This window comes from Bradyrhizobium sp. (assembly GCF_050014615.1).
In the GTDB taxonomy this organism is placed as follows: Bacteria; Pseudomonadota; Alphaproteobacteria; order Rhizobiales; family Xanthobacteraceae; genus Bradyrhizobium.
The window spans coordinates 1-6,876 of the sequence record NZ_JBEKCZ010000268.1 but is presented as its reverse complement, the minus strand read 5'-3'; the positions used below and the strand labels follow the sequence as shown (position 1 = coordinate 6,876).

Annotated in this window: 5 protein-coding genes and 1 pseudogene; all 6 read right to left on the bottom strand. The window is 64.0% G+C overall.

The genetic code is table 11. The annotated features are described in order from the left end of the window. Positions 1–370: pseudogene (locus tag ABR948_RS27465) on the bottom strand (tonB-system energizer ExbB); the annotation flags it as partial. Positions 371–446: 76 nt separating this feature from the next. Continuing rightward, positions 447–581 carry a hypothetical protein gene (locus ABR948_RS27460; protein WP_428124111.1) on the bottom strand — a complete coding sequence of 45 codons (135 nt, stop codon included), beginning with the start codon at positions 579–581 and terminating at the stop codon, positions 447–449. Next, positions 578–2,869 (bottom strand): TonB-dependent receptor, encoded by a 2,292-nt coding sequence (locus ABR948_RS27455; protein ID WP_428124109.1) that lies wholly within the window; start codon positions 2,867–2,869, stop codon positions 578–580. The genes ABR948_RS27460 and ABR948_RS27455 overlap by 4 nt, the downstream gene beginning before the upstream one ends. Before the next feature lie 176 nt (positions 2,870–3,045). Beyond that, complete coding sequence (locus tag ABR948_RS27450) at positions 3,046–3,462, bottom strand: DUF2946 family protein (protein ID WP_428124107.1); 417 nt, start codon at positions 3,460–3,462, stop codon at positions 3,046–3,048. 159 nt (positions 3,463–3,621) lie between these two features. After that, a complete protein-coding gene (locus ABR948_RS27445) occupies positions 3,622–5,685 on the bottom strand; it encodes a hypothetical protein (protein WP_428124105.1) in 2,064 nt (687 codons plus the stop codon). A gap of 9 nt (positions 5,686–5,694) precedes the next feature. After that, on the bottom strand, positions 5,695–6,876 hold a 1,182-nt coding region (locus tag ABR948_RS27440; protein WP_428124103.1), incomplete at its 5' end, for a DUF4159 domain-containing protein.

Genomic DNA, 6,876 nt, shown 5'->3' with positions numbered 1-6,876 from the left:
TCACCAGCGAGGCGAAAGCAAGGCCGATCATGACCGCCTTGACCAGGATATCCGCCGACAGGAACATCGACCACGGCGACAATTCGCGCAGCGCCACACCCGTCGATTTCAGCGATCGGCCGTTGTCGGCCGACGTTACGGTGGCTGGCGTTGCACTCGTGTCGGCGGCTGCGGCCGGCGCGGGCGGAACGGCCGCCGCGGGCTCAACCGCCGCCGCGGGCGCCGGAGCCGGCACAATGGATGGCTGAGTTGACCCAGCCTGCTGTGGAGGCGACGCGGTTTTCTGTTGTGCGAATGAAGGCTGCGCCAGCGACAGCATCGCCAACGCGAACAGCACGCGATAGGTCGCTTGAATGGGTGAAGTGTTCATACTGCCGGTTCCGGCTTTCCTGGAGAGTTGTCGAGCAGATTTACAGCGACGATTAGCTGCGGCCAATTTGTGCATCTCATATCTTTTTCGACAGACCGAGGAAGAAGCCACGGCGCGGCCCGAACTGCGGCGCGAACACGCCGATGCCGGTTCCATCCCTGAGTTCGTAGATGGTGTCGAACAGGTTGACGACATCGAAGCGAACCGTCATCGGAGCAGGAATTCGCGCTTGATGCCGATATTGACCTGGGTGTAGGCCGGCAATGCGCCGATATTGTCGTCGCCGTTGCGCAGGCCGCTGCCGTAGATCATGTCGGCGCTCAGCTTGATTCCGCACCACGATAGTCCGTTATCGCCAAACGCTTCCGCCGCGGTGGCAAGCCGGCCGCAGAATTGATAGATGGCACCCGCCGACGCGGTGACGAACTGATTGTGATCGGTATAGAGAAAGTGTGTCTGAGCGTACTGCAGCGCGGTCAAGCCGCCGAGGTCCGCCAGCGGCGTGGTGTTGTCGAACAGATATTGGTTCGTCACCGGGTCGCTCGCTCTCTGCTGCGCCACGGAGACGTTGCCATAGGCCTGGAAGTTGCCGCTGTTGTACTTGGCGTGGAATTCGATGCCTTCGTTGTATCCGCGGGCATAATTGAAGGCGCTGAGCACCAGGGCCTGGCCGAATAGACCGTTGTCGATCAGATCCGTCGCGATCTTGTAGTAGGCATCGACGCCGAGATCGAGATTGGAACAGGTTTTCCCGTCTGCGGCGCATCCGAATTTGATCTTCTGATCGACGCCGGCATCGAAATAGTTCGAACGCTCCGGCAACACCGGATCGCTCTGGCCGGACAATGCGCCTGTGGTGTTGTTGAACAAGGCGATGTTGGGCGGGGCCGCTTCCGCCAGCACCGGCGGCGTGAAGTAGCGCGCATAGCCGGCATGGAAAGTGGTGTTGTCGAACGGCTTGTAGGTGAAGCTCAAGCGCGGGCTGAGCTGGTTGGCATCGACATATTGATACATCTGGTCGAAGCGCAAGCCATAGTTCATGGTCAACTGGTTGGTGAGTTTCCACTCGTCCTGAACATAGACCCCCATCAGCACGCCCAGTTTCGAAACGTTGTTGGTGATCGTCTCCGGCGCGCCGTTGTCGGAGCCGTCGCACAGCGTGCAGGGCTCGACCAGCGACGAATTGCCGACGAATGACTGCTCGCCGCTGACGGTAAAGCCGGTGCGAAGCGTATGGGCCGAATTGAGCTGATACGAGGCGTCGCCCTGGATGCCATTGGTATAGGTGTTGCGGGTGACGGTCGAGGCGATGCCATTGATCAGGAGGTCGCCGATCGGGTCCGGCGTGAACTTCAGGTTGTTGTAGCGGGTGAAATAGGACAATTGCCCGTCGAAGCCCTCGTAGGATTTCTGCACCGTCAGCACGGCAAATTGGGTGGACTCGGTCTGGTTTTCGTTGAGCTGCGCTGAGTTGAAACTGGTCGCACCGAATGCGTTGGTGACCGGCACTGCGCTCTGTCCGATCGGCGCACCGGGAACATTTGGAATCTGAAAGTTGTTGGTTGCAGTCCCCGCGATCAGGCTGACCCGGGTGGTCGGGTCGACGAACGCGGACATATAGGCGAAGCCTTTATCCTGCTGGGTGAAATCGTGGATCGCATTGTAGGCGGACGTCGGATTTTCAATCCCTACCGTGTTCTGCAGATAACGGCCGGTGAAGTAATACTGCACGCCGGCGAAGCAATCGGTGGAGGCCGGTGTCGCCTTGACGTAGCCCGGCGTGGTCGTCGTGGTCGTGGGGCAGGTGCTGCCGAATGTGCCGCCATATTCGATGCTCGGCGCGACGGTGCCATGGCTGCCGCCATACATGCCGACGCTGCCGCTGTTGTTGAAAAGATCGGTGCGGGTCGTGATGTCGACGAGGCCCGTCGTGCGCAGTCCGTATTCGGCCGGCAGGGCGCCGGTCACGAGTGCGATACTGCCGATAAAGCTGGTGTCGAAGATGCTGCCGAAGCCGGTGACGCCATCGGGCAGCAGTATCCCGTTGATCCGGTATTGAAGGTTGGCGTGATCGTTGCGAACATGAAGTGAGCCGCTGGCCGCGGAATCCTGCGAGACCCCGGGGGCCTGCAGCAGCACTTGCTCCACGGTCTGGTTGGTGCCCCCCGGCAGATCCTGGATGGTGTCATGGCTGATGGTGCTGGAGGCCGTGCCGATGGTCGTAAAGATATTGCCGCGGGCCTGATCGAAGACGCTGCCCTTGGCGGCCAGTTGCTCGGCCGGCGAGAGCGTTTTCGGCGGCGCGGTCGGCGGAGTGACGACGTGCCGGGCAATGGCAGGCGTCTTCGGTCTCTCTTTCTGCTTTCCTGCGGTTTGCTTTGGGGCCTCGACCACGATGTCGGGAAGCGCCGTGGTGCCGTTTCCCGCAGGCGCGGGCGTTTGTGATAGCGCGGTACCGCCGAGGCTGCCGAGCAGCAGCGAGGCTGCTCCAGAGGCCATCAAAATTGGTTTCGAAAACGCTGACATGGTCTCAATCCCGATAGAGCCTCGACTGGATTCGTCGTCTGCGAATTCCGGAAGGGCCTGCCGTCGACATGCGACGGACTGATTTTCGATTCATTCCGTGGATCTGCCGCACGTCGCGCGGCGAACCCCCGGGGGGCTAACAATCGAGATCAGGAGGCGGGAGGGGCGCGGGGCTGAAACGCGACGCGCGCGGAGTCGGGATCAACGAACCCGGCATCGGTGGTCAGGTAGCGGAATTCCACGGCTTGCGGCAGCGGCAGCGCCGGGGGCGCCGCGAACAATGCCGCGTTCGCCATCGCGACAACGGCGCAGATCGCGCAGACATCGTTCGGGTGCTGGTCGGAATCGTGATCGGATGCCGGTTGCTGCGTGGACTTGCTGATGACGTCCAGCGCGGGGAGGTTGCCGGTGTAAGCAACATCAGACTGGGCAGCGCCGGCTTGAATCGCGGGCGCCGCCTGCGCGGCGATGGCGTGGAAATGTCCGAACGACAGCACAAACTGAACGGCCAACGCCAACAGCGCCAGACGCGAGCCATGTTTGATGTTCGAGCGGAACCAGTTCATGCCATAGGCCTTGCGCCGGAAGGCGAGGGTATCTCGGCCACCCCGACGTTATAATGTAACATCGCAAGAACGGGCGGAGTGTGTCAACCGTAGTCCATCCGCGTCCGGCGAGAATTCAGGGCCTGTGTGATTCACGCAACGGCGTTGCCTGAATTGTGATCAGCGTCCTTCGCGCAGCCAGGTGGCCGCGAATCCGCCGAGCAGCAGCAAGAGCCCGATCAGTCCGGCGAACACCGGCAGCACGCCGACGCCTCTGACGACACTGGCGTCGCGCATCCGAACGCCCATCCAGCCGTCACCGTGAAACACGCTGGAGGCGCGCACCGCCACAATGCGTGGAAGATCGATGCTTGAGCCATCGACGACGCGGCGTGTGTCGCCGCCGCTGGCCTGCGTCAGCGGTCTGAGCATGTCGGTGGTGGAGGTGACTTCCGAAAATTCCTTCGGGTTGGTCGGGCCGACATTGATCAGGGCTTTCAGCGTGCCGTCGGTGGCCTGCCACAGGCCGAGTTCGCTGGCGGGGATTGTGGTACGCCATGTGCCGGGTTCGCTGGCGCTGAGCGTCAGTTCGCGCGTGGTGCCTGACGGCGACGTCACCGTCACCGGCGTGACGCTGTCCGCCATGGTCTGGCGCAGCACCACCAGATCCTTGCCCTGGACCTGCAGCCGCAGCGCTTCTTCGTCCAGATCCGGCTGCTTCATCAGCCAATGCGACATCCGCCGCAGCAGATCGAGATGCGGGCCGCCGCCCTCATAGCCGCGCGCCCACAGCCAGATATGATCGGACAATAGCAGCGCGACGCGGCCCTCGCCGAACCGCGACAGCAGCAGCAGCGGCTTGCCGTCGGCGCCCGTCATGACCGGCGGGCTGGTGGCGTTGCGGGTCTCGACCGCGCGAAAGAACCGGCTCCAGTGCGGCGGATCGCTGGCTGAGCCTTCCAGCCCGCGCGTCACCGGATGGCGTTTGCCGGCGTCGCTGAGCTGCGCGTAGAACGGCTTCTCGGTGACGCCGACCGGCTCGGCCGGCAGCACCGAATCCAGCGGCGTGCGCCAGATACTGGTGGTCGATGCGTAGTCGGGGCCGGCCGACACCAGCACAGCGCCGCCGCCGCGCACATAGCGCGCGATATTGTCGAAGTAAGCCACCGGCAGCACGCCCTGGCGGGCGTAGCGATCGAAGATGATCAACTGGAATTCGTTGATCTTCTGCTGGAACAGTTCGCGGGTCGGAAACGCGATCAGCGACAATTCGTTGATCGGTGTGCCGTCCTGCTTTTCGGGCGGCCGCAGAATCGTGAAATGCACGAGATCGACGCTGGCGTCGGATTTCAGCAAATTGCGCCAGGTACGCTCCCCCGAATGCGGCTCGCCCGAGACCAGCAGCACGCGCAATTTGTCGCGCACCCCGTCGATCGCCACCACCGCGCGGTTGTTGACCAGCGTCAGTTCATTGTCGAGCGGCGATGCCTCGATCTCGACGATGTTCTGTCCGGCGTGCTTGATCTCGATCTCGACATTGACGGTCTGGCCGCTGAGCACGGTGCGCTCGTTGATCACCTCGCCGTCGCAGCGCACGACAACCCGCGCGCGCTCGCCGCTGACGCCCTGATCGTCGAGCCGGTAGGTGATGGTCTGGACCTGGCCGACGATGCCAAACCGCGGTGCGGCGGAGATCGCAACGCGGCGGTCGCGCTCGTCCTTGCGGCCGGTGATCAAAGCATGCACCGGCGCCTGGAATCCGAGCGCGGTCGCATTGGCGGGAATGTCATGCACCCGCCCGTCGGTGATCAGGAAGGCGCCGGCGACGCGATCGACCGGAACGTCCGACAGCGCCGATGACAGCGCGCCGAACAATCTTGTGCCGTCGGTTTCGCCGTCGGCCTGGCCGGCTTCGACGACCCGTACTTCGAGCCCGTTGATCTTTTTGAGGCTGTCAACCAGCGCTTCCCTGGCCTTCTCGGTTTCCCGGGTTCGGTCGCCGAAATTCTGGCTCGGGCTCTTGTCGATCACGACCGCGGCCACCGACGACAGGGGTTCGCGGTCCTCGCGGGTGAAGGATGGATTGGCCAGCGCCAGCAAAATAAGCGCCAGCGCCGCCACGCGCACCGCGGCCCCCCGGGCCCGCCCCAGCAGCAGCAATCCGGCAATCGCAACGATGGCGGCGAGCGCAAGCCAAAGCACCAGGGTCGGGACCAGCGGCGTAAACGCGATGCCGTATTGCATGCCGCGCTCCTACTGGCCCAGCCGTTCGATCAGCGCCGGCGCATGAACCTGGTCGGCCTTGTAGTTTCCGGTCAGCGTGTACATCACGATGTTGACGCCGGCACGGAAGGCGAATTCGCGCTGCCGGGGTTCGCCCGGCGTCAGCGGCAGCATCGGCTGGCCATCCGGCCGGATCGCCCAGGCACCGGCGAGATCGTTGGAGGTGATGATGATCGGCGAGACGCCGTCGCCGCCACGGGCCGGATGCGACGCGGCTTCGTCATCCTCATCGCGCGGCAAGGTCTCGACCCAGGTTTGCCCTGAGTCAAACCGGCCGGGAAAGTCGCGCAACAGATAGAAGGTCTTGGTCAGCACGTGTTCGCGCGGAACCGGCTCAAGCTCGGGCACGTCAAGCGAGGAAAGGATGCCGCGCAAGGTCAGCATGCCCGGCGTCTGCGATGCGCCGCTTTCGCCCGGCGGCGCCTCGATGGCGTCGCGGGTATCGAACAGCACGGTGCCGCCCTGTTTCATGTAGGCGTCGATGCGGTTGATGGCGTCCTGCGGCGGCTTCGGAGCGCCGGGCACGATCGGCCAGTAAATCAGCGGGAAGAACGCCAGTTCGTCATGCGCCGGGTCGATGCCGACGGGATCGCCGGCTTCCAGCGCCGTGCGCTGCGCCAGAAACAAGGTCAGCCCGGCCATCCCCGCCTTGACGATGGAATCGACGTCGGCATTGCCGGTGACGACATAAGCGAGCCGGGTTTGCGACGTGGCCTTGAGCGCGAATTCATCGGCGCTATCGGCGCGGACCGGCGACGGCGCAGCCATCAAGGGTAACAGGATCAAAGCGAGCGCCAAGGCCGCTGGCGCCGCGCGCCGCCTCAGCAGTGCCGCGATGCCGGCGCCGAGCACGGCGACGATGACGGCGTCGATCAAAAACAGCGCCAGCGCCGACGACAGCAGGATTCCGCGCAGGTCCTTGGGTTCGGAATTGGTGTAGCTGGCGCGGCGTGCCCGCAAGGCCGAGGTGTCGAGCGGCGCGATGCGGTCGGCTGCGGCCAGCGTATTCACCGCGAGAGGACCGTCGGCGGGGCCATAGAATCCGGGCGGATGATCCGAGGTCGCGCGATCCCGGAAGTCGGCGGAGAGCGGCTTGGCGGTCGAGGGCGGCGGCCCGAATGCGCCAAAACCATCCAGCGTGCGCAGCGGCGC

Bases quoted from the DNA above. Each gene is read 5' to 3' on its own strand.
- ABR948_RS27460 (WP_428124111.1), bottom strand. From the start codon at position 581: ATGACGGTTCGCTTCGATGTCGTCAACCTGTTCGACACCATCTACGAA.
- ABR948_RS27455 (WP_428124109.1), bottom strand. From the start codon at position 2,869: ATGGCCTCTGGAGCAGCCTCGCTGCTGCTCGGCAGCCTCGGCGGTACC.
- ABR948_RS27450 (WP_428124107.1), bottom strand. From the start codon at position 3,462: ATGAACTGGTTCCGCTCGAACATCAAACATGGCTCGCGTCTGGCGCTG.
- ABR948_RS27445 (WP_428124105.1), bottom strand. From the start codon at position 5,685: ATGCAATACGGCATCGCGTTTACGCCGCTGGTCCCGACCCTGGTGCTT.